We start from the raw sequence: 26,206 nt of genomic DNA, 5'->3' as shown, positions 1-26,206 counted from the left end.
CCACCCCACCAACCCCGGCCCCCCCCACCCAAACTTCTCACAACCCCCCCCCAAAGTTTACCGCCCCCCCCGGCGACTTCGGGTCAGGTGGGGGAGTCGGACTCCTCGGCGGCCTTCTTCTCGTCGCGGTGCCAGATGACCCGCTGGGCGAAGGGGATCTCGATGCCCTCGTGGTCGAAGCGGGCCTTGATCCGCTGACGCATCGCCCGGGCGATGCCCCACTGCTCGTTGGGCAGCGTCTTGATGAGCACTCGCAGGTTGACCGAGTCGGCGGCCAGCATCTCGACCCCGGTCACCTCCGGCTCCTCGATGACCAGACCGCGGAAGTCCTCGTCGTCCCAGAGGTCGTGCGCGATCTCGGAGAGCACCCGCTGGACGCGGACCAGGTCCTCGCCGTAGCCGACGGAGACGTCGATGACGGCGCGGGACCAGTTCTGGCTCATGTTGCCGACGCGCATGATCTCGCCGTTGGGGACGTACCAGACCGTGCCGTTGAGGTCGCGCAGCCGGGTCACCCGCAGGCTGACCGCCTCGATGGTGCCGGTGGCCTCGCCGACGTCGACCACGTCGCCCACGCCGTACTGGTCCTCGACGATCATGAAGATGCCGGACAGGAAGTCCTTGACCAGCGACTGGGCGCCGAAGCCGAGGGCGAGGCCGATGATGCCGGCGCTGGCGATGATCGGGGCGATGTTCACGCCCATCTCGCTCAGCACCATGGTGCCGAACATCGCCACCAGGATGCCGGTGATGATGCTCTTGAGGAGGTCACCCATGGTCTTGGCGCGCTGCACCCGGCGCGTCGAGGTGTTCACGTCACGGGCCAGCGAGCCCTCGGTGGTCGCCTGGCGCTGGCGGTGGAAGCGGCCGCCCATCCGGTTCGGCAGCACCCCCTCCTCGGCCCGCGCGACCAGCCGGTCGACGAGCTTGTGGAGGACCCAGCGGATGACCAGTCCCAGCAGGACCAGCCCGGCGATGGCGAGCGGTGCGCCGATCAGCACGTCGGCCACCTGGGCGGCGGTGTCGTTGCCGGTCCAGTCGAGGGCCGTGTTGCAGACCTGCTCGCCGTCCGCGCAGGGGTCGGTGGTCGCGAGCACAAACATGGGCCCCAGTATTCACACGACGCAAGCGGAGGCCGAACCGTCGGCGCGCCCGCCGGAGGCGACCGATATCCTCGTCGCGTGAGCATCCAGCCCGGCATCTCCCGCACCGCCACCCTCGTCCGTCGTACGACGGTCCTCCTCGCCGGCTCGGTCGCCCTCGTGGCCGTGGCCGGCCCCGCGAGCGCCGACGTGGCCGAAGGCTGGTCGACGCCCGACGACGTCGACGCCTGGCACGCGCTGCTGGTGCTCGGCGGGATCCCGCTGGCCCTCGGCCTGCTGATCACGGCGCTGGTCTACGTGCCGGCCCTGGTCCGCGGCGAGCGGGTCGCGCCGAACGCCCCGGCGGTCGAGAACCAGTGGATCGGCGGCCCGCGCCGCACCACGGCCGAGCTGGCCGGACCCGACGGCGACGAGTCCCAGGCGGGTGGAGCCAGTGCCCGCTGGTGATCCCTTCACCAAGTCGGAGCGGTTCGCGCTCGACGACGCGATCCGCCAGGCCGAGCAGCTGTGCCGGCTGGAGTTCTCCGTGTTCGTCGGCAACTCCGAGGGTGACCCACGGGCGTTCGCGACGAGCCTCCACAACTCGCTGGTCGTCCCGGCCAGGAGCGTTCTGGTCATGGTCGACCCGACGCGCCGGGTCCTGGAGGTCGTGACCGGCGGCTACGCCCGCCGTACCCTCTCGGACGCCGAGGTCGAGCTGGCCGTCGTGGCCATGCAGTCCGAGTTCGCCACGGGCGGTCTGGTCTCGGGCCTGCTGCGCGGCATCCACCTGCTGGCCGACCACGCCCGGGCACCCGAGACGCTGCACGCCGGCCCGGAGTAACGGTCTCTCCACGTCTTCTCCACGCCGCATCCACATCGGCCGGAGCGGGTCCAGACTGTCCCCGACCTGAAGTGGGGGCTGCCGGTCCGTAGGAGAGCACGTGTCGCCCGAGATCCACCTCACCCCGCGTCGAGCCGGACGGCTCCGCCGCCTGCTGTGGAGAGCCCGCCGGGTCGGCGCACAGGTGCGCCGACTCGGCGAGCTCGTCCACCGGCGGGGTCAGGCCTGAGCGTCGAGCTCCTGGGCGGCCAGGGCGCGGGCGACGTCGGCCCGGCCCTCCTGGACGTAGCGCTTCGCGCCCGCGGGAGCGGGGGAGGAGGCCAGCCAGGCGTCGACCCGGTCGAGCAGCTCCTGGCTCGCGAGCGGCTTCGGGAAGATGAACTCCAGGGCCTTCGCCGCCCGGTGCGTGCCGAGCGTGTCCCACGCGGTCTCGGCCGCGGCGAGGTACTTCTCGACGTACGGCGCCAGCACCGCGTCCTGGCGCGGCCGCTGGAAGGACAGCACCACCGACAGGGCGGTCTCGTTCGGGGTCGAGGCGTCCTCGACGGCGATCCGCCAGGCCTCGGCCTTGGCCTCGGCGGTCGGGATCGCGGCCCGGGCACCGGCGGCGTGCTCCTGACCGGAGATGGTGCTGTCGGCGACCAGCTCGTCGTCGATGCGCGAGCCGGCCCGGTCGTTCGCGGCCAGGCCGGTGATCAGCAACCAGCGCAGGTCCTGGTCGACGGCCAGGCCCTCGACGACCAGCGACCCGTCGAGCAGCGCCTCGAGGTCGGCGAGGGCCTGCTCGCTGTGGGCGGTGGCGGCGTAGCTGCGCACGAACGTGAGCTGCTGATCGCTGCCGGGCTCCGCGGCCAGCGCGAGCTCGCGCAGCCCCGACTCCCAGCGCGCGGCCAGCGCGGCCCGCGTCGCGGGGGCGGAGTACGACGAGACGGTCTGCGCCGCGAACGTCGGGATCCGGCTGACGCCCCACGCGTCGGTCTCCTGGCCGATGTTGGCCAGCACCAGCTCGACGAAGTCGGTGGCCCGCATCTCGGCGTCGCGGGTCATGTCCCACGTCGCGCCCCAGACCAGCGCGCGCGCCAGCGAGTCGTCGAGCTTCGACAGGCCGTCGATCGCGGTGGCGAGCGATCGCTCGTCGAGGCGGATCTTGGCGTAGGTGAGGTCGCCCTCGTTGAGCAGCAGCAGGTCCGGCTGCCGTACGCCGACGAGCGCCGGCACGTCGGTCGACCCGCCCTCGACGTCGATCTCCAGCGAGTCGCGGCGGACCAGGCGGCCGTCGGTCCAGTCGTAAAGGCCCAGGCCGAGGCGGTGCCGACGCAGGGTCGGCCAGTCCGGGTGGGCGCTCTGGAGCACGCGGAAGCCGGCGTACGTGCCGTCCTCGGCGAGCTCGAACGCCGGCGTCAGGGTGTTCACGCCGGCGGTCTGCAGCCACTCGGTCGCCCAGCTGCCGAGCTCGCGGCCGGAGGACCTCTCCAGGGCGGCCAGCAGGTCGGTGTACTCGGCGTTGCCGAACGCGTGGTCCTGGAAGTACTGCCGCAGGCCGGCGATGAACGGCTCGATGCCGACCCAGGCGACCAGCTGCTTGAGCACCGACGCGCCCTTGGCGTAGGTGATCATGTCGAAGTTGACCTCGACGGCGTGCAGGTCGTGGTTGTCGGCCGCGATCGGGTGCGTCGACGGGAGCTGGTCCTGGCGGTAGCCGGTCTGCTTGCGCGCGTTGGCGAAGCCGGTCCACGACTCGGTGAACTCGGTCGCCTCGACGGCCGCCCAGTAGCAGGCCCACTCGGCGAACGACTCGTTCAGCCAGAGGTCGTCCCACCACTTCATGGTCACCAGGTCGCCGAACCACATGTGGGCCATCTCGTGCAGGATCATCGAGGCCCGGAACTCGTAGAACGAGCGCGGCTGGCGCGAGCGGGGGAGGTACTCGTCGCGGACGGTCACGCAGCCGGCGTTCTCCATCGCGCCCATGTTGTACTCCGGCACGTAGAGCTGGTCGTACTTCCCGAAGGGGTAGGGGAAGTCGAACTGCTCCTCGAAGAAGGCGAAGCCCTGCTGGGTGATCTCCACCAGCGCGTCGCGGTCGAGGTGCTCGACGAGCGACTGGCGGCAGTAGTGGCCGAGCGGGATGTCGCCGTGCTTGCCCTGGTAAACGTCCTGGACCTCGTGGTACTCGCCCGCGACGATCGCCGTGATGTACGTCGACATCGGCTGGGTCGGCTCGAAGTCCCAGCGCGCGACGCCGTCGGAGACCGGCGTGGGCTCGGGGGTGGGGGAGTTGGAGACGACCTTCCAGTGGGCCGGGGCGGTCACGTGGAAGGTGAACGGCGCCTTCAGGTCGGGCTGCTCGAAGGTCGTGTAGACCCGGCGGGCGTCCGGCACCTCGAACTGCGAGTAGAGGTAGACCCGCTGGTCGACGGGGTCGACGAAGTGGTGGAGGCCCTCGCCCGTGTGGGAGTAGGTGCAGTCCGCGCGGACGACGAGCTCGTTGTCGGCCTGCAGGCCGGTCAGCGTGATGCGGCTGTCGGCGTACGCCGTCGCGGGGTCGATGCTCTCGCCGTTGAGCGTGATCTCGTGGACCGTCGCATCGACCAGGTCCGCGAACGTCTCCGCTCCGGGCTCGGTCGCGGTGAACCGGATGGTGGTGGTCGAGCCGAAGGTCTTGCTCTGCTCGGCGACGGCCGTCGTGAGGTCCAGGTCGATGGAGTACGACGTGACGTCCAGGAGGGCGGCGCGGGTGGCGGCCTCGTCCCGGGTGAGGTTGGTTCCAGGCATGCGCTGCATCCTGCCACCGGCCATGGCGGCCGACCCAACGGCCTCCGTCCGGCCGCGGTGTCCGACATGTGGACAGTGTGCGCACATCACTTCCGCGACGGCGTCGACAGGGCCGAAGGCGGTCTCGACCGGCGTTTAGCGGTTGGGTATCCGCACCGGTCCGCGCGGGGTACTCAGGTCGGTCGCCGGAAGGCCGATGACGCGCTGCGCATGAGTCGGCGTGAACTACATTATTGTCATTCACTTCCGGCGTGTCGCGCTTGACTTTTTTCACTATGGTTCTCCCGTGCATCAGCAGTCACAGGAGCCACGGAGGACCCGCCTCGCCGCCGTGGTCGGTCTCCTCGCGCTTCTCGGGGGCTTCCTGTCGCTGCCCGCACCGCCGGCCGTCGCGGACTCGACGTACCTCTGCACCGGCTACGCCGGCTGCGCCAACGCGGGCTACTCGCACGACGGCTACCGCGCGAACCGCAACACGATGTACTGGCGGATGTACGCCGGCCACAACTGCACCAACTACGCCGCCTACCGGATCGTGCGCAGCGGCCTGCCGAACACCCGGCCCTGGAGCGGGAACGGCAACGCGAGCAACTGGGGCGTGGCGATGAAGTCGATCACCGACGCCACCCCGACCGTCGGCGCGATCGCCTGGTGGAAGGCCAACGTGCCGGGCGCCGGCTCCAGCGGCCACGTCGCGTACGTCGAGCAGGTCGTGTCCAGCACCGAGATCGTGATCTCCGAGGACAGCTGGGGCGGAGACTTCCACTGGCGCCGGATCACCAAGTCCGGTCGCGGCTGGCCGAGCGGGTTCATCCACTTCAACGACCGCGTGTTGGCGCCGACCGCGCCGCCGACGGTCGTCGGGACCCCGAAGATCGGGGTCACCCTCACCGCGCGCCAGGGCACCTGGAAGCCGGCCGGCTCCTACGCCTACCAGTGGTCCGCGGGCGGGGCCGCGATCGCCGGCGCCACGAAGGCCACCTACACGCCCACCGCCGCCGTCCTGCGCAAGGCGCTGAGCGTCACCGTCACCGCGACGAAGAAGGGCTACCAGCCGGGCAAGGCGGTCGCGAGCACCGCAGCCGTAGCCCCCGGCACCATGGCCAACACCGGGCGGCCGGTCATCACCGGCACCCCGCAGCTCGACGAGGTCCTCTCGGTCTCGCTGGGCACCTGGCAACCGGCACCGGTCACCAAGAGCGTGCAGTGGTACGCCGACGGCGTGGCGATCCCCGGTGCGACCGCGTGGACCCTGCCCCTGACCCAGGACCTGGTCGACAAGCGCGTCGTGGCCCGCGTCGCCGCCCGGGCGACCGCCTACAACGCGGGGGCGGTCATGTCCCTGCCGACCGAGCCGGTGCTCGCGGGGACGATCCGCGAGGTCACGCCGTACACGCTGACGGGGACGCCGGCGTACGGCGGCGCGCTGCAGGTCGTGCCCGGCACCGTGGAGCCGGCGGACGCGACGGTCGTCCACACCTGGCTGCGCGACGGCGTACCCGTCCCCGGAGTCACCGGTCCGGTGTACCCGCTGCGGGCCGAGGACGTGGGCAAGAGGATCTCCGTCCGTCTCGACATGACCCGCCGCAGCTTCCGGAGCCTGAGCCGCACGATCCCGCTCGCGTCCACGGTCACGACGAAGCCGACGATGCGGGTGGTGGCCGACGGCCGGGTCCGCAAGGCCGTCGTCAAGGTCCGGATGCGGGCTCCGGGGGTGACGCCCTTCTCCGGTCGGGTCACGCTCCGGATCGGCTCCCGCGCCCAGGTGGTGCGGTTCGTGAACGGCACCGCCCGCGTGGTCGTCCCCGACCTCCGGCCGGGCGTGAAGTGGGTGCGGGTCGCCTATGAGGGCACCTCGGTCGTGAAGGCGACCAAGGCCAAGGTCAAGGTGCGGGTCCGCAAGCGCTGATCGTCTCGGACCTGAGGGAATCGGGTCCCCGGTCCGGTTGTTGACTGGGGTCATGACGACCACCAACGCCGACTTCTGGTTCGACCCGCTCTGCCCGTTCGCCTGGATCACCTCGCGGTGGATCCTGGAGGTCGAGAAGGTCCGTGACATCTCCGTCACCTGGCACCTGATGAGCCTGGCCTACCTCAACCAGGACAAGGACATCTCGGACGAGTACCGCGAGCTGCTCAAGGACGCCTGGCAGCCGGTGCGGGTCGTGATGGCCGCCGAGCAGCAGCACGGCAAGGAGGCGCTCGCGCCGCTCTACACCGCGCTCGGCATCCGCCGGCACAACGAGGGCGGGACCTACGACCGCGCGACCATCGAGGCGGCCCTGACCGACGCGGGCCTGCCGACGTCGCTGGCCGATGCCATGGACGACCCGTCGTATGACGAGGCGATCAAGAAGTCGCACCACCTCGGGATGGACCAGGTCGGCGACGAGGTCGGCACCCCGACCATCGCCATCGAGGGCGTCGCCTTCTTCGGGCCCGTGCTGTCCTCGATCCCGAAGGGCGAGGAGGCCGGGAAGATCTGGGACGGCGCGGTCGCGCTGGCGGCGTACCCCTACTTCTTCGAGCTGAAGCGCTCGCGCAACGCGGACCTCGACTTCAGCTGAGGCGCCGCGTGCCGCAGGATGGGGCGGCATGCGGCTCTCGGGAATCGCCCTGTCCTTGCTCACCGTGCTCGCGCTGCTGAGCGCGCCACCGGCCGTCGCGCACGGCCCGGCCCCGGATGTGTCCGCGGTCGGGCCGGTGCGCGCCGAGCCCTTCTCCATGGTCGGCGTCACCTGGCGCGGCAGCGGTACGCCGGCCGCGGAGGTCCGCACCCGCGACGCCGACGGCTGGAGCCGCTGGCAGCCACTCGAACCGCTGACCGACGGCCCGTCCGAGTCCGCCGCCGAGGCGACCGGCGTCCGGGGCAGCGAGCTGCTCTGGGTGGGTCCGTCGAGCGCCGCCCAACTGCGCACCACCGGCGCGGTCCCCGCCGGGCTCCACCTGGTGCTGATCGACCCCGGGACCCGCGCCCGCGACGCGGCGCCCGCGCCGAGGCGCGCGGCCCGTACGACGGCGCGGGCGTCGGCCCGGGCGACCCGGGCGCCGCGCCCGCGGATCTACTCGCGCCGCGACTGGGGCGCCGACGAGAGCCTGCGCAACGGCACCGTGCGCTACACCAGCCGGCTGCGCCAGGTGCACGTCCACCACACGGCGACCGGCAACGGCTACTCGCGCTCCGACGTACCGGCGCTGATCCGGGGCATGTACGAGTACCACACGCAGCGGCTGGGCTGGTTCGACCTCGGCTACAACTTCCTGGTCGATCGCTTCGGCCGGGTCTGGGAGGGGCGCTCGGGCGGTCCGTCCCGACTGGTCCAGGGCGCCCACACCCTCGGCTTCAACGAGCACTCCGTCGGCATCGCGGTGATCGGCAGCCACGACGGCAACCGCGCCTCCGACCGCTCGATCCTGATGGTCGCGCGGGTCGCCGCCTGGAAGCTGGACAAGGCCCGCCGCAAGGCCACCGGCACCGTCGCCGTGCGCTCGACGGGGAGCGACAAGTACGCCGCCGGACGCCGGGTCCGGCTGCCGGTGATCGACGGCCACCGCGACACCAACGAGACCGCGTGCCCCGGCGAGCGGATCTACCGGCGGCTCGGGGAGATCCGGCGCCTGGCCCAGCGCCGGATGAACCGGTTCGCCTGACCGGTCAGCCGCTGGTCGTCACTGCGACCGTGGAGGCCGTGACCGCGGCCGTCACGGCGCTGGACGCCGCGAGGATCGCGTCCCGGACCGCCTTCGCCGCCCACGCGCCCTCGGCGATCGCCGTGGCCCGCTGGCGGACCTCCTTGGCCGGCAGTCCCTGGTGGTCGACGACCTTCTGGGCCCGGTCGATCGCGGCGAGCAGCGCCACCAGCGCACCGGTCCGCTCGTCGGGCTCGTCGCCGCGCACCAGGACGCCGGTGAGCCGCGTCCGCAGCTCGGCCTCGTGCCGCGAGTCGACCGCGGGCCAGCGGGTGCGGGGGAACAGCCCGAGCACCCTGCTCTCCCGCCGCTCCAGGATCCCGCGCTGGACCAGCCGCTCGGCCAGGGTGTCGCGCACCCCCTTGCCGATCCGGGTCACCAGGTCCTGCGCGGAGCGCGGCTTCTCGGCGACCACGTCGTACGCCGCCCGCAGCACGGCGTCCTCGGGCGGGTGGCCGGCCGGGTGCACCTTGGCCGAGCGCCACACGCTCGTCTTCTCCTCGACCTCGACGGCACCGGTCGTGGCGAGCTCGATCAGCACGGCGCCGCCCAGCACCGGCTGGGGATAGCTCGTGCCGCCCAGCGTGCCCTTCTCGTCGTCGAGCAGCAGCAGGAACAGGTCCTCCGCGATGAGGGTCATGCGAACGACTCTAGGATCACCGGCATGAGCAAAGTCCTGTCCGCCGTCGCCTGGCCGTACGCAAACGGCCCGCGCCACATCGGCCACGTGGCCGGTTTCGGTGTGCCCTCCGACGTCTTCAGCCGCTACATGCGGATGGCGGGCCACGACGTGCTCATGGTCTCCGGGTCCGACGAGCACGGCACCCCGATCCTGATCGCCGCCGACGAGGCCGGCCTGACGCCGCAGGAGCTGGCCGACCGCAACCACCGGATCATCGCCGAGGACCTGGCCTCGCTCGGCTGCACCTACGACCTCTACACCCGCACGACGACCCGCAACCACCACGCCGTGGTGCAGGAGTTGTTCCTGGGCGTCTACGAGAACGGCTACTTCGTCGAGCAGACGACGTACGGCGCCATCTCGCCGTCCACGGGCCGCACCCTCCCGGACCGCTACATCGAGGGCACCTGCCCCATCTGCGGGTACGACGGCGCGCGCGGCGACCAGTGCGACAACTGCGGCAACCAGCTCGACCCGGCCGACCTGAAGAACCCGCGCTCGAAGATCAACGGCGAGACCCCGGAGTTCATCGAGACCCAGCACTTCTTCCTCGACCTGCCGGCGCTGGCCGACGCCCTGAAGGAGTGGCTCGACGAGCGCGAGGCGACCGGCCTGTGGCGACCCAACGTCATCCGCTTCAGTCAGAACATCCTCAAGGAGATCCGCCCGCGCGCCATGACGCGCGACATCGACTGGGGCATCGCCGTACCCCTGGACGGGTGGCGCGAGCAGCCGACCAAGAAGCTCTACGTCTGGTTCGACGCCGTCGTCGGCTACCTGTCGGCGTCGATCGAGTGGGCCCGTCGCACCGGTGACCCGGACGCGTGGCGCCAGTGGTGGAACGACCCGGAGGCGCTGTCCTACTACTTCATGGGCAAGGACAACATCACCTTCCACAGCCAGATCTGGCCCGCCGAGCTGTTGGCCTACTCGGGCCGGGGCTCCCTCGGCGGCAAGCCCCGCGAGTACGGCGAGCTGAACCTGCCGACCGAGGTGGTGTCGTCGGAGTTCCTGACGATGGAGGGCAGGAAGTTCTCGTCGTCGAAGAAGGTCGTGATCTACGTGCGCGACCTGCTCTCGCGCTACCAGGCCGACGCATTCCGCTACTTCGTCGCCTCGGCCGGCCCGGAGAGCCAGGACTCCGACTTCACCTGGTCGGAGTTCGTACGCCGCACCAACGACGAGCTGGTCGCGGGCTGGGGCAACCTGGTCAACCGGACCGCCAACCTGATCGCCAAGAACTTCGGCGAGATCCCGCCCCTCGGTGACCTGACCCCGGAGGACGAGGCGGTCCTCGCGACCGCCGAGGCCGCGTTCGGCGTCGTCGGCGACCTGATCGGCCGGCACCGCCAGAAGCAGGCGATCGGTGAGGCGATGCGCGCGGTGGGCGAGGTCAACAAGTACGTCTCCGACACCGAGCCCTGGAAGATCAAGGACGACCCGGCCCGGCTCGGCACGGTCCTGCACGTCGTCGCGCAATGCGTCGCCGACCTCAACATCGTGCTGGCGCCGTTCCTGCCGTTCGCGGCCAACCAGGTCGACCTGGCCTTCGGTGGTCGTGGCGAGATCGCCCCGATGCCGCGCATCGACGAGGTCGACGACCTCGACGGCGGGGCGCCGTACCCGATCATCACGGGGGACTACGCCTCCGCCGTGACCTGGCAGCGGCACCCGATCGCCGTCGGCACCCCGGTCGCCAAGCCGACGCCGATCTTCACCAAGCTCGACCCGTCGATCGTCGACGAGGAGCTGGCCCGGCTCGCATGAGCGTGCTGCTCCGCCCCGCGACCGCCACCGACGCCGTCGCCGGGGCGGAGCTGCAGCGCACCTGCTGGCGCGAGGCCTACGGACCGATCGTGGACCCCGCGCTGCTCGACGCACAGCTCGCCGACGGGCCGACGTGGGAGCGGCGCTGGCAGCACCCGTCCCCGGCCGGGATCACCCGTCTGGTGGCGACGTACGGCGACGCGCTCGTCGGCTTCGCCACCTCCGGTGCCGGCCGCCGCGACGGTGACGCCGAGCACGAGCTCTACGGGCTGTACGTCCTCGCCGCGCAGCACGGGACCGGCCTCGGACAGGCGCTCCTCGACGCGTCCGTCCCGGCCGACACCGCCTGCTCGCTGTGGGTGCTGGAGGACAACGCCCGGGCGCGGACGTTCTATGCGCGCAACGGGTTCGTGCCCGACGGGACCCGCAAGAGGTTCGAGCCGCTGGACGCCTGGGAGCTGCGGCTGCGGAGGCCTAGCCTGATCGCGTGAGGGCGGGTGAGCCGAGCCGGACGGCGTGGGGTGCTGCGGTGCAGCGCGCGCTGCACCAGGACGAGCCGCCGCTGATCTTCCGCGACCCGCTCGCCTGGCGGATCCTCGGCGACGACGTCGACACCACGCTGTGGGAGGGCTCGCGACTGCGGGTCTTCATCGCGGTCCGGCACCGGTTCGCGGAGGACTCCCTCGCAGACGCCGTACGACGGGGTGTGCGGCAGGTCGTCGTCCTCGGCGCGGGCCTCGACACCTTCGCCTACCGCAACCCCTACGACGACGTCCGCGTCTGGGAGGTCGACCACCCCGACACCCAGGCCTGGAAGCGGTCGCGGGTCGCGGCCGCGGGGCTGGACGCGCCGTCCTCGCTCGCCTACGTCCCGGTCGACTTCGAGCGGGCGTCGTTCCTCGACGGCCTGGCGGCCGCCGGCTTCTCCGCCTCGGCACCCGCGTTCTTCGTCTGGCTCGGCGTCGTGCCCTACCTGTCCCGTGACGCCGTCGCCACCACCCTGCGAGCCATCGCGTCCGTGCCCGACGGCGAGGTGGTCCTCGACTACACCAACCCCCTGGCTTCCGTCCCCGCCCGCGAACGCGCGGAGCAGGACCTGCTCCGCGCCCGGGTCGCCGACCTGGGGGAGCCGCTCCTCGAGGGTTGGTCCACCCCCGACCTGCACGCCCTCATCCGCTCCCTCGGCCTCACCTCGATCGAGGACCTCGGTCGCCCGGAGATCCGCTCGCGCTACCTCGGCAAACCGCCCGGCCCTCCCGCCGGCGGCGGCCACGTCCTCCGCGCCCGAGCCTGACGCGCCCGCCGTCGGTCGCGCCACCGGTGGTCGAGCAGTGAAGGACGAAGTCCTGAGCGCCGGTCGAGACCCCTGCAGCCCTGCCGCTGACCTTGTTCGAGCCGGTCGTGTAGCCGGTGGTCGAGCAGTGAAGGACGAAGTCCTGAGCGCCCGTCGAGACCCCTGCAGCCCTGCCGCTGACCTTGTTCGAGCCGGTCGTGTAGCCGGTGGTCGAGCGGTGAAGGACGAAGTCCTGAACGCCCGTCGAGACCCCCGCAGCCAACAAGCGGCGTCATCCCTTCACGGGTCTCTGCCGTGGCGTCGCCACTTGGCACCAGGTCGGTTCGAAGCCTTTTCACAGAGCAAGGGGGCTCACCGTCCGCGGTGATCAAGGGCCATCACGAGCCTGCTGGTCGGCCCTCGGTTCCTTGGGGTCGACCGTTCGAACAAGACTGTGAACAACCCTCGCATTCGATCACCTGTTCGATTAGAATGCGGGGCATAGCTCGGGACCTCGACGACTGCGACACCGCTGCGGCGGTGCTGTCGTACCTACGCTCCGAACGACGACACGAGATGCGCGCGGCCGCGAACCAGCTCGCCGCCGCCGTCACCTGGGCCGGGATGCACTCCACCGACTCACTGCAGGATGCGGCAGCCGTGTGGATCCCAGGGTGCGAGGACAAGATGGCTATCGCCGGACCCGGCGCACCCCTCATCGCTGAGTTCTCGGTGCTGGAGTTCTCCGCCGCACTCGGCCTGTCATCGGACTCCGGGCGGATCTACCTCGGCCACGCCGTCGAGCTCGCCCACCGCCTACCGCGGGTCTACGAACGCGTCCAGTCGTTGGACCTGCCGGTGTGGAAGGCCCGACGCATCGCCGCGGAGACCATCGACCTCCCTGAGGACGGCGCGGAGTTTGTCGACATTCACGTCGCCGCGACCGCGCATAAGATCTCGATCGCCCAGCTCGACCGGACCGTCGAAGAGGCCCGGGTCCGCTTCGACCCCGAAGCAGCCCAGCAGCGCGCACGTGATGCGGCGGAGGTGCGGCACTTCGACGTCGAGGTCCAGCAGGTCTCCTACGACGGCCACGTCGAAGTCCGCGGAACGTTGGACCTGGTCGACGCACTGGATCTGGAGGATGCCGTCGCTCGGGGTGCGACCCACCTCGGCACGATCGCCGCCGACCTCTCCCTCGACGTACGCCGGTCCATCGCCGTGGGTGGCTTGGCCCGCCGCCAGCTCACCCTGGACCTGAACGCCGAACCCGACCCCGACCGGAAGCGACCCCGTCAGGTCGTCGTGCACGTGCACCTCGCCGATGCCGCCATCGCCCGCGTCGAGAACACCCGGTCGATGATCTCGGTCGAGCAGGTCAAGGGCTGGTGTCAGGACGGAGACAGCCAGGTCGTGATCAAGCCTGTGATCGACCTGGCCGGTCACGTCCACGTAGACGCCTACGAGGTCCCCGACCGGCTCAAAGAACGCCAAGCCCTGCTCCAGCACTCGTGCGTGTTCCCGTGGTGCCGCAGGCGCGCCCGGTCCTGCGACCACGACCACAACGACCCCGCATCCAACGGCGGCGCCACGTGCGACTGCAACATCGCACCCCTCTGCCGACGACATCACCGCGCGAAGACCCACACCCGCTGGCGCTACGACAAGGTCGACGACACCACGTTCATCTGGCGATCACCCAATGGTCTGACGTTCACGCGCGACCACACCGGCACCACCACCCCGCAGCCCTGATCGTCATCGGCCTTCAGGGTCACGGGTATGCCCAAAACGGTCACGTCGCGAGCCCGTCGCGCGCACACTCCAGGTTCACCACCTGGAGGAACCCATGGCAACCCGCCCGTCCCGCACCCTCACGACCGTCCTCGGCCTGGCCCTCGCCGCCACCCCGGTCGTGCTCGTCTCCACGTCCACCTCGGCCGAGGCGGCCAAGCCGCGCGTCTTCGCCAACTGCGACGCGATGCACCGCGTCTACCCGCACGGGGTCGGCAAGCCGGGCGCGCGCGACAAGACCTCGGGCAAGCCGGTGACCAGCTTCAAGCGCAGCAAGGCGCTCTACCAGGCCAACGCCAAGAGCGACCGCGACAAGGACGGGATCGCCTGCGAGAAGGCCTGACTGGCCTCGGGGCGTGGAGGAGATCACCGCCGAGCCGCCCGGGCTCCTCGTGCGCCCGGCGGCTGCCCGCGACGTCGGGACGGCGGTCCTGCTGCTCGCCGGGTCCAGTGGACGGGTGGATGAGGGCCGGGCGCGGGTGCTCGCCGCGGCCGGTGCGACCGTCTGGGCGATCCGGTGGTTCGGGGGACCGGGCCAGCAGTCAGCGCCGTACGACGTGCCCGTGGAGCTCTTCGCCGACGCTCTCGACCGGCTTCGTCCCGGGGCTGACCGCCTCGCGGTGGTCGGCACGTCCTTCGGCGCGGAGGCCGCGCTCCTCACGGCGTCGTACGACGGCCCGGTCGACGCCTGCGTCGCCTTCGCCCCCACCGCCGTCGTGTGGACCGGGTACGACGGGGAGCGCGCCACCTCGCACTGGACGCGCGCCGGCTTCCCCCTGCCGTGCGTCCCATTCCTCGCTGACTGGGCCCCCGCGGAGGACCCACCTGCCTTCCGCGACCACTACGCCCGGAGTCTGGACGCGGCGCCGGCGACCGTGCGAGAGACCGCGGCCATCCCGGTCGAGCGGATCGTCGGCGACCTCGTCCTGGTGGCCGGTGGCGACGACCAGGTCTGGCCGTCGTCGGACCACGCACGGGCGATCGCCGTACGGCGTGCCGCCCACGGGCTCGCCACGACCGTGGTCGAGCACCCCGCGGCGGGCCACCGGACGGTGCTGCCGGGCGAGGCGGTCGTCCGCGGAGGGATGTCGATGCGCCGCGGCGGTACGCCGATGGCCGACCAGGCCCTCGGAGCGGCGGCCTGGCCGCACCTGGTCGCCGCGCTGGGACTCGCGCCCGAGGCGACGAACCCGCGCCGCGTCACTCCGTGAGGGAGCGCCACCCCGCGACGTCGTACTCGGCCACCGAGGCGGCCAGCAGCGCCGCCTGCTGCTCGCCCGAGGGCCCCGAGCCGCGGAAGGCCTCGACGTCGGCCTGGGTCTCCCAGCGCTCGTGGACGTTGATGCGTCCGTCGTCGAGCAGGTCGCCCGAGATCGCGAAGTCGAGGCAGCCCGGCGCCGCGCGGGCGAGGTCGACGACGCGACGGCAGCCGTCCAGGTACGACGCCCGCTCGGCGGGGTCGACGGACAGGTGGCCGGCGACGATGAGCATGACGGGTGGACCGGCGCCGGCTGCCGGACTCATCGTCGGGGCGACAGCAGCCCGTGACTAGGCTTCCGCGCATGCCCGCTGAGATGTACCTGCCGACCTTCTACGTCAAGCAGAAGTTCGCGATGACCACCAACCAATACCAGCTGTTCGCGGCCAACCCCGACGGCAGCTTCGGGCAGCTGATGGGCTTCGCGCAGCAGAAGCGGCTGGCGTTCAAGGAGCAGGTCACGTTCTACAGCGACGAGACCAAGTCCCGCCCCGTGTTCAGCTTCAAGGCCCGCAAGAAGGTCGACCTCAACTCCGGCTACGACGTCTTCGACGAGCAGGGCGCCCAGATCGGGTTCTTCCGCAAGGACTTCGGCAAGAGCCTGATGCGCTCGACCTTCCACCTGGAGGGCCCGGGCTACACCGGCACCGGCCAGGAGCGCAGCCAGGCGGTCGCGATCATCCGCCGGTTCACCGACATCCCGTTCCTGCCCATCCACTTCGACTTCGTCGGACCGAACGGCCAGCCGCTGCTCGGCGTGGAGCGGCAGGGGTCGGTCCGCGACAAGTACACCGTCCACGTCCCGCACCCCGAGATCGACTTCCGGGTCGCCGCCGCGGTCGCGGTCGGGCTCGACGCGCTGATGCAGCGCTGAGCCGTGCTGTTCCCCGACGCCCGCCGTGCCGTCGAGTACGCCGCGGGCGACCTGCCGGTCTTCGACCCGTCGTACGACGTCGCCGCGGAGCGTGAGCGCGCCCGCGCGGCGGCGCTGGAGCAGCCGCGCGAGGACGTCGCCGAGGTGCGCGACCTGGACGCCGGCGGCGTGCCGGTCCGGCTGTACCGCCCGGCCGGGGCACGGCCCGGGGTGGTGGTCCACCTGCACGGCGGCGGGTTCGTCCTGAACGACGTCGAGGTGCATGACGCGAGCGCCCGGCGGCTGGCCAACCGCAGCGGCCTCGCCGTGCTGAGCGTCGACTACCGGCGCCCGCCCGAGCACCGGTTCCCGGCCGCCCCCGACGACGTCGACGCGGTCCTGGTGTGGCTCGACAAGCATGCCGACGAGCACGGGCTGGGCGGCCCGTCGTACGCCCACGGGGACAGCGCGGGCGCCAACCTGGCCCTGGTCGCGGCCCTGCGTCACCCCGGCCGGTTCACCGCCGTCGCGCTGATCTACCCGTTCCTGGACCCGACGGCGTCCTTCGAGTCCTACGAGACGGCGGCCGACGGCTTCGACCCGCGGGAGGCCGCCTGGTACTGGCAGCAGTACGCCGCCACCGACGCCGACCTGAGCGACCCCGACCTGGCCCCGCTGCTCTCGCCGCGGCTCGGCACGCTGCCGCCGACCCTCGTCGTCACCGCCGAGCACGACCCGCTCCGCGACGAGGGCGAGCACCTCGCCCGGCTGCTCGCCGAGGCCGGGGTGGAGGTCACCGCGACCCGCTACCTGGGCCAGGTCCACGGCTTCTGGCGCCACGACGCGGTGTTCACCAGCGCCGAGCCGCTGATGCGCCAGGTGGCCGGGTTCCTGCGCCTCCACGAGGGCTGAGAAGATCCCTCCATGCGCGTGCACCTGGGCTCCGACCACGCCGGCCTCGACCTGAAGGACCACCTCACCCGCTGGCTGACCGAGCACGGTTACGAGCCGGTCGACCACGGGCCGTTCGTCTACGACGCCCTCGACGACTACCCCGTCTTCTGCCTGCGGGCGGCCGCGGCCGTCGCCGCCGAGCAGGCCGAGGGCCAGGACAGCCTCGGGGTGGTGATCGGCGGCTCCGGCAACGGCGAGCAGATCGCGGCCAACAAGGTCGACGGCATCCGCTGCGCCCTGGCCTGGTCGGAGGAGACCGCGGCCCTGGGGCGACAGCACAACGACGCCAACGTGGTCTCGGTGGGCGGCCGGATGCACTCGCTCGAGGACATGACCCGCTTCGTCGAGGTCTTCCTGACCACCGACTTCAGCGGCGACGAGCGGCACGTGCGCCGGATCGGCCAGCTGGCGTCGTACGAGACGACCGACGAGCTGCCCCCGCTGCCCGACTCCGCGGTCGGCCGCGGGCCCGATGCCTGAGGGCCACACCCTCCACCGCCTCGCCGGTGAGCTCGACCGTGCCTTCGCGGGCCACGTCGTCCGGGTCGGCAGCCCGCAGGGCCGCTTCGCCGACGCAGCAGTGCTCCTGGACGGACAGGTGCTCGAGGCCGCCGAGGCGTGGGGCAAGCACCTGTTCGTCGGGTTCCCCGGCGAGCGGTTCGTCCACGTGCACCTCGGGCTCTACGGCAAGCTCGATGTCCACGACGGGGTCGCCGACGTGCCGGACCCGGTCGGTCAGGTGCGGCTCCGGATCGTGCGCGCCGACGGCACGTCGTACGCCGACCTCCGCGGCGCCACCGCCTGCGAGCTGCTGACCACCGAGCAGCGGGACGCGATCGTCGCCCGCTCGGGCCCCGACCCGATCCGCCCCGACGCCGACTCGGCCCGCGGCTGGGAGCGGATCCGCCGCAGCAAGGTGGCCGTCGGCGCGCTGCTCATGGACCAGTCGGTGCTCGCCGGCGTCGGCAACGTCTACCGCGCCGAGGTGCTCTTCCGGCACCGGATCGACCCGTTCCGCCCGGGCAGCACGCTGCGCCGCGGACAGTGGCAGGCGATGTGGGACGACCTGGTCGTGCTGATGGCCGATGGCGTGCGGACCGGGCGCATCGACACCGTCCGTCCCGAGCACACCCCGGAGGCGATGGGCCGCCCGCCGCGCCAGGACGACCACGGCGGCGAGGTCTACGTCTACCGCCGGCACACCCAGCCCTGCCTGGTCTGCGGCACCGCCGTACGCACCGAGGTGATGCAGGGCCGCAACCTCTTCTGGTGCCCGCGCTGCCAGCGGCGGCACCGCCCGCGCCCGCAGCAGTAGGGTGTCCCGCACCCGAGGACAGGACCAGCCATGAACGCGGCGTACGACGACCTGCGGCCGGCGCGCTCGACCGCGCTCGGCCGGCGCTGGCGCTCGTCGTACCGCAGCGGCTACGTCCGCGAGTACCGCCTCGTCGGGGCCCTGATCGCCGTCACGGTGCTCATCAACGTCGGCGTCGCGGTGTCTCCGACGGTGTTCCCGTTCACCTCGCTGATGGTGCCGCTGCTGGTGGGGAGCCTGCTGCTCGGGCCGCGCCAGCTCCAGTGGTTCGTCATCTGGGTGATGCTGATGCTGATGGTCGCGCTGCTGAACCAGGCGTCGATCACTCCGCGGATCATCGGCGCCACGGCCATCCAGTTCCTGATGGGCTTCATCGTGCTGCTGGCGTCGTTCCGCCGTACCCGCCTCGGCGTGGGCGGCGCGATGGGGGAGTCAATGCTCGTCGACCTCCGCGACCGGATCCTCAACCAGGGCGGCATCCCCGACCTCCCGAACGGCTGGTACGTCGAGTCCGCGCTCCGCTCGGCCGGAGGGACGCCGTTCGCCGGCGACTTCCTGGTGGCCACCCAGCCGTCGCGGGCCGAGCGCCTCGAGGTCGTGGTGGTCGACGTCTCCGGCAAGGGCGAGCAGGCCGGCACCCGCGCCCTGCTCCTGTCGGGAGCCTTCGGCGGCCTGCTCGGCGCCCTGCCGCCCGAGCAGTTCCTCGGGGCGGCCAACGACTACCTGCTTCGGCAGGACTGGGAGGAGGGCTTCGCGACCGCCGTCCACCTCAGCCTCGACCTGCGCACCGGCGCCTTCGAGATCCGCACGGCGGGCCACCCGCCGGCGGTCCACCGTGCCTCGGGCTCGGGTCGCTGGACCGTCCTGCAGACCGAGGGTCCGGTCCTCGGCCTGATGGAGGACGCGCAGTTCACCTGCGCCCGCGGGATCCTCGGCGCGGGCGACGCGGTGCTGCTCTACACCGACGGGATGGTCGAGGAGCCGCGGCGCGACATCGACCTCGGCATCGACCGGATGATGGGCGAGGCCGAGAGCCTGCTGCGCGGCGACTTCGTCGGGGCGGCCGACCGGCTGGTCGACGCGCTCGGGTCGCGCAACGACGACCGGGCGATGCTGGTCGTCAACCGGGCCTGACCCCGGGGCCGGGCCGTTTGGGGCCGTCGCGGGCCCGTGTGGCAGGATCGGGGCCGGTTCCCACGGCCGTGACCACGGTCCGGGAGTCCGCGGGGGCGAAGTCCCCGTGTGTGCGGATGTAGCTCAATGGTAGAGCCCCAGTCTTCCAAACTGGCTACGCGGGTTCGATTCCCGTCATCCGCTCCAGGCGGCTCTGCGGGCGACCGGAGGGCAACTTGGCGGGGCGTAGCGTAGTGGCTAGCGCGCCTGCTTTGGGAGCAGGAGATCGCAGGTTCGAGTCCTGTCGCCCCGACGCACCACCCACCATCCACCAGCAAGTAGGAGAAGACCTGTGAAGAGCGCCGTCGAGACCTTGAGCCCGACCCGGGCCAAGCTGACCGTCGAGGTGCCCTTCGAGGAGCTCAAGCCGAGCCTCGACGCGGCGTACAAGCAGATCGCCCAGCAGATCAACGTCCCCGGCTTCCGCCGGGGCAAGGTGCCCCCGATGGTCATCGACCGCCAGGTCGGGCGCGGCGCCGTGCTGGACCAGGCCATCAACGACTCGCTGCCGAAGAAGTACATCGAGGCGCTGCAGGAGAACTCGCTCGAGCCCCTCGGCCAGCCCGAGGTCGAGGTCACCAAGCTCGAGGACAACGAGGTGCTGGAGTTCACCGCCGAGGTGGACGTGAAGCCGACCATCGAGCTCCCCGGCTACGAGGGCCTCACGGCCGAGGTCGAGGACGCCGTCGTCTCCGACGAGGACGTCGAGGAGCAGGTCCAGGCCCTCCGCGAGCGGTTCGCGACGCTGGCCGACGTCGAGCGCCCGGCCGCCGACGGCGACTTCGTCGTCCTCGACCTGAAGGCGACCCAGGACGGCGAGGTGCTCGAGGGCGCCGAGGTGACCGGGATGTCCTACCAGGTCGGTCGCGGCGGCATGCTCGACGGCCTCGACGAGGCCCTGACCGGCCTCACCCCGGGCGAGGAGAAGACCTTCTCCTCCGAGCTGGTCGGCGGTGACCTCGTGGGTGAGCCCGTCGAGGTGCTGGTCTCCATCTCGCAGGTCCAGGAGCAGGAGCTCCCCGAGCTCGACGACGACTTCGCCCAGCTGGCCTCCGAGTTCGACACCGTCGGCGAGCTGACCGATGACGTCCGGGTCCGCCTCGCCAATGGCAAGCGCCTCGAGCAGGCCGCCGCCGCGCGCGACGCCGTCCTCGAGGTCCTGCTGGAGCAGGTCGACGTGCCGCTGCCCGAGAGCATCGTCACCGAGGAGCTGAACGCCCGCCGCCAGAACGTCGAGCAGCAGCTCGCGATGGCCGGCATCACGATGGAGAAGTATCTCGAGGACGAGGGCCAGACCGTCGAGGAGTTCGAGGCCGACCTCGAGCGCCGGGTCCGCGACGCCGTCGCCGCCCAGTTCATCCTCGACGAGATCGCCAAGAAGGAGGAGCTCGGCGTCGACCAGAACGAGCTCTCCCAGCACCTCGTACGGCGCGCTCAGCAGTCCGGCCAGGACCCGCAGGAGTTCGCGAACCACATGTTCGAGCACAACCACATCCCGGACCTGGTCCAGGAGATCCTGCGCGGCAAGGCGCTGGCCACCATCGTGGAGACCGCGGTCGTCACCGACGCCTCCGGCAACGCCGTGGAGCTGAAGAACCTGCGCCCCGACGGCACCATCGGTGAGCCCGAGGCCGAGGTCGAGGCCAACGACGACACCGACGACAACGACGCTGCCGACGAGGCCGCGACCGAGGAGACCGACGAGAAGGCCTGACCTCCTCCCGGAACCCCACGCCGAGTCGGCGTGAGTTTGCTGCCGAGTCGGCGCGAACTCGCGCCGACTCGGCGTTTGTCGTTCACCTTTCGGTCAGGCATGACCCCGGCGGGACCGGGGTAGGAGCGCAGGCATGGCTGCCAATGTCTCGGGGGCGGACGCGTCCGCCGACGCTGCCTGGCGCCCACCCCCGGCCCCGCCGACACCGCCGCCGGCCGCCACGGAGGCGCTCGCCGGCTATGACCGGCTGACCGAGGTCGGCCAGGGCGGCGACTCGGTCGTCTACCGCGCCCGCGACATCGCCCTCCAACGCGACGTCGCCGTCAAGGTGCTCCTCGTCGACGACCCCGACCGGGTCGCCCGCTTCCGCCGTGAGATCGAGATCACCGTCGACCTCGGCCGTCAGCACCCCAACATCGTCAACGTGCTCGCCGTCGGCACGACCGACGCCGGGCGTCCGGCGATCGTCATGGACTTCTACGAGGCCGGCAGCCTGCACGACCGCCTCCAGGCCCTCGGACCGCTGCCGCCCGAGGAGGTCGTCAAGCTCGGCGTGGTGCTCGCGGACGCCCTCGCGTTCGCTCACGACCGGGGAGTGCTGCACCGCGACGTGAAGCCCCAGAACGTGCTGGTGCTCCCGACATCGTGGGTGCTCGCCGACTTCGGCATCGCCCGGCTCGCCGACTCCGAGCACACGGCGTCCGTCGAGACGTTCACCTACCGGCACGCCTCGCCCCAGATCCTCGACGGCCTCGCGCCGACGCCCGCGGACGACCTGTGGGGGTTGGGCTCGACGCTCTACACGCTCGTCGACGGGCGGCCGCCGTTCGCCAGCGACGATCCCGACGACGACTCCGCGCTGGCCTACCTGCGCCGCGCCCGCACCGAGGCGCACCGTCCGCTCGCCGTCACCGGAGCCGAGCGGCTGGCCCCCGTCATCGACCGGTGCCTGGCCAAGGACCTCGACCAGCGCTGGTCCAGCGCGGCCGAGCTGCGCGACGCGCTGGCCGAGCTCCGGGTCTCGGCCTGGGAGCCTGGGGGCGCTCCGGCCGCGGCCCCGGTCCGTCCCGTCGGCCCCGCGCAGACGCCCGCCGTACCCCCGCCGACCCCGGCCGTGAAGCCGGTCGCGCTCTCGGTGCTCGCTCACGCACCGGCCCCGGTGCGCGACGCCGATGCCACCGGACTCCGACCCGCGGAGGCCACCGGTGCTCGCCCCGATGCCCCGCAGCCGCCGGCACCCCCGGTCGCCGACGGGCCGGTCGCGCCCGGCGACGACCGCCCGGACCCCGCCGTACGACGGCGCAAGCGGCTGGTGCTCGTCCTCGGCGGCGCGGCGCTGCTGATCGGGCTGACCCTCGGGATCGCCGGGGCCGCCCTGCGCGACGACGAGCCGACGACGACGCCGCGCGCGTCGGTCGACTCCAACGTCGGGCAGCTGCTGCCCACCGCGCCGACCAAGCCGCTCCAGAGCGGCCCGGCCCAGCCGCAGCGGGCCGACCCCGAGCTGGCCTTCAACTTCCTGAAGCTCACCTCCGACGGCTCCACCCTCACCCTGAAGTGGAGCGAGGCCGCCGACGGTCAGGGCGTCTACACGCTCGCCCAGCGGCTGCCGGACCCCAACCTGTTCGGTCCGTGGTCGGGCACGGTGACCACCGGCACGGTGAGCTTCCCGACCGTGCCGGGGACCCGTTACTGCTTCGTGATGACGGTGACCGACGCGGACGGCGGCTTCGGCGTCAGCAACCGGCGCTGCTTCACCGCCTGAACACGCGGGGATCCACCGACCACACCAGCCGGCGCCACCAGGGCGCCGAGCGGCGCGCGGCCCGTCGTACCTCGCGGAGCTCGGCGCGCACCCCGGCATCGGTGAACGGGCTCGGGCCGAAGGCCACCCGCTCGGCCAGGTCGGCGACGCGCCGGGTCGCGGTGGTGCCCCAGCGTCGGTCGGCGCCGTCGGCGATGGCGGTCGCCGCGGCGGACCGCGGAGCGGGGGTGCCGGCGAGCGCGAGGGCGTCCAGCACCTCGGCCCAGGCACCCGGGGCGCCGCGGCGCCGGTGCCGCAGGGACCGGACCCGGCGGGCGGCGACGAGCAGCACCAGCGGGCCTCCGGCGAGCGCCACGATCCACGGCCACCAGTCGCGGGACCCGGGCTCCGGGCCGGCCCCGGTGGTCGTGGGGGTCGTGGTGGTGGGGTCGGGCGTGGTGCTGGAGCCGCCGGGGGAGAGCGGGGCCTGGTCCTCGATCGGCGGGGCCGTGGTGACCTCGGGCCGGTCCTGGGTGAAGGTGTCGTCCTTCGGGGTGGGGGAGAACGGGACCCAGCCGAGCCGGTCGAAGTAGACCTCCGGCCAGGCGAGCGCGTCGCTGCCGCGGACGATCCGGCTGCCGTCGGTCTGGACGTCGCCCGGCTTGAAGCCGACCACCATCCGGGTCGGCAGGCCGGCGTGCCGGGCCAGGACCGTGAAAGCGGTCGCGAACTGCTCGGACGTGCCGACCTGGGCGCCGGACGTGCCCGCCTCGCCGAAGAGGAACGTGTCGATGCGCCAGTACGCCGACCCGGAGATCGACTGTCCCGAGAGGGTCCGGCCCTGTTTGACCGCGGACTCGATGGCCATGGCCTGCTCGTAGGGCGTGTGCGCACCGGCCACCACCTCCTCGGCGTACGACGCCAGCCGCAGGGGCAGCTCGGGCAGCGTCAGGAACCGCTGGGCGGCCTCGGTCCCGGGCACGGTGGCCCCGACCAGGGCCTCGGGCTCGGGGGCGTCGCGGACGGCGGTGACCTCGTAGGCGGTCTCGCCGCCGGCCTCGGGGTCGTAGAGGGTACCGGTGCGCGGGTCGACGACCGCGTCCTCGGAGCTGACGTCGACCGGGTCGCCGGGCGCGGGCAGCCAGCGGCCGCCGAGGCCCTCGAAGGCCACCGCCACCGTGGCCGTACGACGCAGGTCGCCCGGCGGCAGGACGGGCTCGCCGATGGTGCCGAACGGGGCGTAGCGGGTCGCGGCCCGCCATTGCGCGCCGTCGTACTGGTCGAGGGTGACCAGGCGCAGCGGCACCCGGTCGCCGGCCACCCGGAGCAGGGGGGTGTCGGGGTTCTGCTGCCAGGCACCGAGCTGGGGCAGCGGGCTGGCCGCCTCGACGACGACCATCGGCGGGTCGACGAGGCCCCGCGGCTCGAACGGGTCGGTTGCCGGCAGCAGCGCGGCCGCGGCCATGCCGCCGACCAGGACGACCAGCGACGGTCCGGCCACCGCGAGCCGCTGGACGGTGGGCTCGGTGTGCTCGTCGAGCAGCACCCAGCCCAGCAGGCCGAGGACGACCAGGAGGACCGCGAGCAGGCCCCAGCGGTCGGCGGTGCCGGTCGAGAGCAGCGCGCCGCAGACGTAGAGGGCCAGCGCGGCCGCGAGCGGACCCACGCGGGTCCGGCTCTCCAGGCGCAGGCCGGCGAAGAGCGACAGCAGCCCCGTCAGCAGGACCGGCGCGACCAGCAGGTCGGCGCGGACGTCGTAGGGCTGTGGCTCGGTGAGCAGCAGGGGCACCGAGTCGGCGACCAGGTCGCGGAACGGGGTGCCGCTGCCGGCGGCCATCAGGTAGGCGGCGAGGAGCAGCAGCAGCGACAGCACCGAGCTGGCCGCCCACCGGGAGATCCCGAGCGAGACCACCGTCCGGAGCAGCACCAGCGGGAGCACGGCCGCCACCACCAGGACGACGGCCGGCAGCCAGTGGTGCCACGCGGCGGCCAGCCCGAGGCTGCCGACCGCGACCAGGGACGCGCCCCAGACGGTGAGCAGCCAGGGGGACTGGGTGGCGCGGACCCGCGGTTCCGGGGGAGCGGCCCGGTGCACGGCGGTCGCGGTCATCGCTGGGCCGCCTCGTCCCACGCGGCCGCGAGGGAGTACGACGTGGTGCCGCGCAGGACCAGCACGCCGGCCTGCTGCTCGGCGCCGACGGCCGGCCGCTCGTCGACCACGGTGACGGTCGCGCTCGGCACGTCGCCGAGCAGCAGGCCGAGCCTGCGCAGATCGGCCCCGACGCCCGTGACGGCCACCGCGACGTCGTACCCGTGCGCGACCGCGGCGGGCTCGCGGTCGTCGGTGACCTGGACGACCTCGGCGAAGAGCCAGTCGAGCTCGCGGGACTCGCGCCGTGCGGTGCGGGTGGGGGACCCGGGCACCTCGACCTCGTGCCGGCCCGAGAGGGTGCGGAAGCGCAGCGGGTGCCCACCGTCGACGGTGACCCGGCACAGCGCCGCGGCGAGCTCGACCGCCTCCTCGAAGGAGTCGGCCGGCTGCTCGGCGCCGTAGTAGCTGCTCAGCCGGTCGTCGAGCAGCACGCACACGTGCGGCTCGGACGGGTCGGCGTCCTCGCGCACCATCAGGCTGCCGGTGCGGGCGCTGGTCGCCCAGTGCAGCCGGCGCAGGTCGTCGCCCATGGCGTACTCGTGCAGGCCGACCAGGTCGGTGCCGCCGAAGTCGTCGCTGCGGTCGCCGCCGGCGGTGGCCCGTCGGCGACCGGGCATCACCGAGGCGATCGGGACCCGGCGCGGCAGCACGCGCACCCGATCCACCGAGCCCACCTCGGACGTGGTCGCGGCCATCCCCGACAGTCCGTAGCGCCGCAGGTGCACGGGACCGACCGCGAGCAGGCCCCGGCGCGGGGTCGGGATCGGGTAGCGGACGGACACGGCGGCGCCGCGCACCCCCTCCGGGAGCTCGACCGGCACCAGCCGGCCGTCGACCGAGTCGCTCGCGTCGACGCGGACCAGACCTTGGCGCCGTCGGCCGGTGAGGTGCAGCGCCCCCCCGCAGTGCTCGTGGCGTACGACGACCGGCGGGGTGACCTCCCGGTGCACGACGATGTCACTGGCCAGCAGCACGGAGACCACCTCCGCGAGCACGACCAGCAGCAGCGCGCCACCGAGCGCGGCGACCAGCGGGTAGTCCCAGCTCAGGCCGGCGGCGAGCAGCAGCCCGCCGAGTACGGCGGTCAGCCGCCCCCGGGTGGTGACGACCGACCAGGTCCTGCGCACGGCCGGCCG

General features: G+C 72.4%; 24 protein-coding genes and 2 tRNA genes. 20 read left to right on the top strand and 6 right to left on the bottom strand.

The genetic code is table 11. The features are described from left to right. Positions 1 to 83 precede the first annotated feature (83 nt). Positions 84 to 1,103 carry a mechanosensitive ion channel family protein gene (locus V7S47_RS05030; RefSeq protein ID WP_336560540.1) on the bottom strand — a complete coding sequence of 340 codons (1,020 nt, stop codon included), beginning with the start codon at positions 1,101 to 1,103 and terminating at the stop codon, positions 84 to 86. 78 nt (positions 1,104 to 1,181) lie between these two features. On the opposite strand from V7S47_RS05030, the gene V7S47_RS05025 reads away from it, so the two are divergent. Next, a complete protein-coding gene (locus V7S47_RS05025) occupies positions 1,182 to 1,550 on the top strand; it encodes a hypothetical protein (protein ID WP_090857632.1) in 369 nt (122 codons plus the stop codon). Further along, a complete protein-coding gene (locus V7S47_RS05020; RefSeq protein ID WP_336560539.1) occupies positions 1,537 to 1,926 on the top strand; it encodes a DUF5130 family protein in 390 nt (129 codons plus the stop codon). Before V7S47_RS05025 ends, V7S47_RS05020 begins: the two co-directional genes overlap by 14 nt. 219 nt (positions 1,927 to 2,145) lie before the next feature. Here the strand turns inward: V7S47_RS05020 and pepN are convergent, their stop codons facing one another. Then, entirely contained in the window at positions 2,146 to 4,701 is a 2,556-nt protein-coding gene (pepN, locus tag V7S47_RS05015) for an aminopeptidase N (RefSeq protein WP_336560538.1), read from the bottom strand. A gap of 286 nt (positions 4,702 to 4,987) precedes the next feature. Here pepN and V7S47_RS05010 point away from each other — a divergent pair, with 286 nt between their 5' ends. From V7S47_RS05010 to V7S47_RS05000, 3 genes are read left to right on the top strand one after another with little or no spacing between them, the layout of a single operon-like run. Continuing rightward, a complete protein-coding gene (locus V7S47_RS05010) occupies positions 4,988 to 6,610 on the top strand; it encodes a CHAP domain-containing protein (protein ID WP_336560537.1) in 1,623 nt (540 codons plus the stop codon). A gap of 52 nt (positions 6,611 to 6,662) precedes the next feature. Beyond that, positions 6,663 to 7,268, top strand: a complete 606-nt coding sequence (locus V7S47_RS05005) for a mycothiol-dependent nitroreductase Rv2466c family protein (RefSeq protein ID WP_336560536.1) — start codon at positions 6,663 to 6,665, stop codon at positions 7,266 to 7,268. A 28-nt stretch (positions 7,269 to 7,296) separates the two neighbouring features. Beyond that, positions 7,297 to 8,352: an N-acetylmuramoyl-L-alanine amidase gene (locus V7S47_RS05000; RefSeq protein ID WP_336560535.1), complete on the top strand. Its 1,056-nt coding sequence runs from the start codon at positions 7,297 to 7,299 to the stop codon at positions 8,350 to 8,352. Between the two features lie 4 nt (positions 8,353 to 8,356). On the opposite strand, the gene V7S47_RS04995 is transcribed toward V7S47_RS05000, so the two are convergent. Next, entirely contained in the window at positions 8,357 to 9,031 is a 675-nt protein-coding gene (locus tag V7S47_RS04995) for a GOLPH3/VPS74 family protein (protein ID WP_336560534.1), read from the bottom strand. A gap of 24 nt (positions 9,032 to 9,055) precedes the next feature. Between V7S47_RS04995 and metG the strand changes: the two genes are divergently transcribed. From metG to V7S47_RS04965, 6 genes are all read left to right on the top strand, one after another. Then, positions 9,056 to 10,840 carry a methionine--tRNA ligase gene (gene metG / locus V7S47_RS04990; protein WP_336560533.1) on the top strand — a complete coding sequence of 595 codons (1,785 nt, stop codon included), beginning with the start codon at positions 9,056 to 9,058 and terminating at the stop codon, positions 10,838 to 10,840. Beyond that, on the top strand, positions 10,837 to 11,331 hold the full coding sequence (locus tag V7S47_RS04985) for a GNAT family N-acetyltransferase (RefSeq protein WP_336560532.1): 495 nt from the start codon (positions 10,837 to 10,839) through the stop codon (positions 11,329 to 11,331). Before metG ends, V7S47_RS04985 begins: the two co-directional genes overlap by 4 nt. Further along, positions 11,328 to 12,134 (top strand): class I SAM-dependent methyltransferase, encoded by an 807-nt coding sequence (locus V7S47_RS04980; RefSeq protein WP_336560531.1) that lies wholly within the window; start codon positions 11,328 to 11,330, stop codon positions 12,132 to 12,134. The genes V7S47_RS04985 and V7S47_RS04980 overlap by 4 nt, the downstream gene beginning before the upstream one ends. Before the next feature lie 294 nt (positions 12,135 to 12,428). Continuing rightward, complete coding sequence (locus V7S47_RS04975) at positions 12,429 to 13,868, top strand: HNH endonuclease (protein ID WP_336560530.1); 1,440 nt, start codon at positions 12,429 to 12,431, stop codon at positions 13,866 to 13,868. Between the two features lie 94 nt (positions 13,869 to 13,962). Next, positions 13,963 to 14,250 (top strand): excalibur calcium-binding domain-containing protein, encoded by a 288-nt coding sequence (locus V7S47_RS04970; protein ID WP_336560529.1) that lies wholly within the window; start codon positions 13,963 to 13,965, stop codon positions 14,248 to 14,250. Positions 14,251 to 14,263: 13 nt separating this feature from the next. Further along, positions 14,264 to 15,118, top strand: coding sequence for an acyl-CoA thioester hydrolase/BAAT C-terminal domain-containing protein (locus tag V7S47_RS04965; protein WP_336560528.1), 855 nt, complete (start codon positions 14,264 to 14,266; stop codon positions 15,116 to 15,118). On the opposite strand, the gene V7S47_RS04960 is transcribed toward V7S47_RS04965, so the two are convergent. Continuing rightward, positions 15,108 to 15,398, bottom strand: coding sequence for a putative quinol monooxygenase (locus V7S47_RS04960; RefSeq protein ID WP_336560527.1), 291 nt, complete (start codon positions 15,396 to 15,398; stop codon positions 15,108 to 15,110). The two genes, V7S47_RS04965 and V7S47_RS04960, sit on opposite strands and share 11 nt — an antisense overlap. Positions 15,399 to 15,469: 71 nt before the next feature. Here V7S47_RS04960 and V7S47_RS04955 point away from each other — a divergent pair, with 71 nt between their 5' ends. The 9 genes from V7S47_RS04955 to V7S47_RS04915 all read left to right on the top strand — a co-directional run bounded on the left by V7S47_RS04955 (position 15,470) and on the right by V7S47_RS04915 (position 22,939). After that, positions 15,470 to 16,039, top strand: a complete 570-nt coding sequence (locus tag V7S47_RS04955; protein WP_336560526.1) for a hypothetical protein — start codon at positions 15,470 to 15,472, stop codon at positions 16,037 to 16,039. Between the two features lie 3 nt (positions 16,040 to 16,042). Next, positions 16,043 to 16,930, top strand: coding sequence for an alpha/beta hydrolase (locus V7S47_RS04950; protein WP_336560525.1), 888 nt, complete (start codon positions 16,043 to 16,045; stop codon positions 16,928 to 16,930). 12 nt (positions 16,931 to 16,942) lie between these two features. Further along, positions 16,943 to 17,452, top strand: a complete 510-nt coding sequence (locus V7S47_RS04945; protein ID WP_090853352.1) for a ribose-5-phosphate isomerase — start codon at positions 16,943 to 16,945, stop codon at positions 17,450 to 17,452. After that, positions 17,445 to 18,287 carry an Fpg/Nei family DNA glycosylase gene (locus V7S47_RS04940; RefSeq protein WP_336560524.1) on the top strand — a complete coding sequence of 281 codons (843 nt, stop codon included), beginning with the start codon at positions 17,445 to 17,447 and terminating at the stop codon, positions 18,285 to 18,287. Before V7S47_RS04945 ends, V7S47_RS04940 begins: the two co-directional genes overlap by 8 nt. A gap of 30 nt (positions 18,288 to 18,317) precedes the next feature. Beyond that, positions 18,318 to 19,421 (top strand): PP2C family protein-serine/threonine phosphatase, encoded by a 1,104-nt coding sequence (locus V7S47_RS04935; protein WP_336560523.1) that lies wholly within the window; start codon positions 18,318 to 18,320, stop codon positions 19,419 to 19,421. A gap of 112 nt (positions 19,422 to 19,533) precedes the next feature. Beyond that, a tRNA-Gly gene (locus V7S47_RS04930) sits at positions 19,534 to 19,607 on the top strand. Between the two features lie 33 nt (positions 19,608 to 19,640). Further along, positions 19,641 to 19,713 (top strand) — tRNA-Pro (locus V7S47_RS04925). Between the two features lie 39 nt (positions 19,714 to 19,752). Beyond that, on the top strand, positions 19,753 to 21,174 hold the full coding sequence (gene tig / locus V7S47_RS04920) for a trigger factor (protein ID WP_336560522.1): 1,422 nt from the start codon (positions 19,753 to 19,755) through the stop codon (positions 21,172 to 21,174). A 133-nt stretch (positions 21,175 to 21,307) separates the two neighbouring features. After that, complete coding sequence (locus V7S47_RS04915) at positions 21,308 to 22,939, top strand: serine/threonine-protein kinase (RefSeq protein WP_336560521.1); 1,632 nt, start codon at positions 21,308 to 21,310, stop codon at positions 22,937 to 22,939. Here V7S47_RS04915 and V7S47_RS04910 read toward each other — a convergent pair. Together V7S47_RS04910 and V7S47_RS04905 are read right to left on the bottom strand one after the other, a co-directional pair. Further along, complete coding sequence (locus V7S47_RS04910) at positions 22,929 to 25,028, bottom strand: DUF3488 and transglutaminase-like domain-containing protein (RefSeq protein ID WP_336560520.1); 2,100 nt, start codon at positions 25,026 to 25,028, stop codon at positions 22,929 to 22,931. The two genes, V7S47_RS04915 and V7S47_RS04910, sit on opposite strands and share 11 nt — an antisense overlap. Further along, positions 25,025 to 26,197: a DUF58 domain-containing protein gene (locus V7S47_RS04905; RefSeq protein ID WP_336560519.1), complete on the bottom strand. Its 1,173-nt coding sequence runs from the start codon at positions 26,195 to 26,197 to the stop codon at positions 25,025 to 25,027. The genes V7S47_RS04910 and V7S47_RS04905 overlap by 4 nt, the downstream gene beginning before the upstream one ends. Positions 26,198 to 26,206: the final 9 nt, after the last annotated feature.

Source organism: Nocardioides sp. CCNWLW216, from assembly GCF_037120545.1.
Taxonomy (GTDB): Bacteria; Actinomycetota; Actinomycetes; order Propionibacteriales; family Nocardioidaceae; genus Nocardioides; species Nocardioides lianchengensis.
The sequence above is the reverse complement of the archived record's forward strand: the minus strand, read 5'-3'. Positions and strand labels throughout refer to the sequence as shown.